Source organism: Paenarthrobacter sp. NPDC090517 (assembly GCF_044769165.1).
Classification (GTDB): Bacteria; Actinomycetota; Actinomycetes; order Actinomycetales; family Micrococcaceae; genus Arthrobacter.
Map to the genome: position 1 here is coordinate 433,792 of NZ_JBIVXN010000003.1, position 968 is coordinate 434,759.

The following is a 968-nucleotide window of genomic DNA, read 5'->3' on the forward strand; positions in this document are numbered from 1 at the left end:
CGTTGTTGAAGGGGCGACGCTCACCATCACGTGCCGGACGATCGCCACGGTCAGCGCGGTCGCCGAAGGGCTTGCGGTCACGGTCGCCGCCGAAGGAACGCCGCTCACCGTCGCGAGCCGAACGGTCGCCTCGGTCGTTGTTGAAGGGGCGACGTTCACCATCGCCTGCCGGACGATCATTACCGTCCCGGTTTTCCCTGGACCGGAAACCACGGGGGTCTCCGCCGGAATTATTGTTGGCGCGGTACGAACCGCGGTCATCCCGGTTCCCTCCGAAGTTTCCGCGATTGCCGCCGCGATTGCCGCCGTTGTGCTCAGCCATGGTGGATTCCTCCTGTTGCGAGCCGACCACTGGCGCGTGCGTAGTCGCTCATAACCCTTATTTCGTTGTCACGCCGCCGGCAGCACTCGTCTGCCGACTCGTATATCTGGTTCAATTCTATTCGACCCCGCCTCAGCGACCGAACGACAGAAGCACTTTTGGGGCGTGCCGTGGCAAGTCTCACAAGCGCGGAGCCACCCTATTACCGAGAAATAGGGGCCGCATCCAGAGGCAGGAACGATCTCTACTGCCAAGCGGATAAGTGTATATACCGCTGTTAAACGGGAGACCCCCCGACCCGTGGTGGGTTGGGGGGTCTCTACCTAATGGTTGTCCGGCGGTGTCCTACTCTCCCACACCCTCCCGGGTGCAGTACCATCGGCGCTGTGGGTCTTAGCTTCCGGGTTCGGAATGGGACCGGGCGTTTCCCCCACGCTATGACCGCCGTAACCTTGTTACCCGTCCCCCCTGTGGCCTGTGTGGCTGGGGGTGGGAAATCTGTGGTGGTTACAACTGTGGTGTTGTGTTATTCAGTTGTTGGTTCCTGGAACGGTTGTTGTTCGGGAACCACATAGTGGACGCGTGCAGTGTTGTGTGTGGTGTAAGTTGTTGGCCTATTAGTACCGGTCAGCTTCACGAGTCTTTA

The 968-nt window shown here is 60.2% G+C and carries 1 rRNA gene and 1 pseudogene; both read right to left on the minus strand.

The features are described 5' to 3' along the window. Nucleotides 1–322 (minus strand): annotated as a pseudogene (locus tag ACIQTW_RS13630) (hypothetical protein); the annotation flags it as partial. A gap of 332 nt (nucleotides 323–654) precedes the next feature. Further along, nucleotides 655–771 (minus strand): 5S ribosomal RNA (rrf, locus tag ACIQTW_RS13635). Between the last annotated feature and the right edge of the window lie 197 nt (nucleotides 772–968).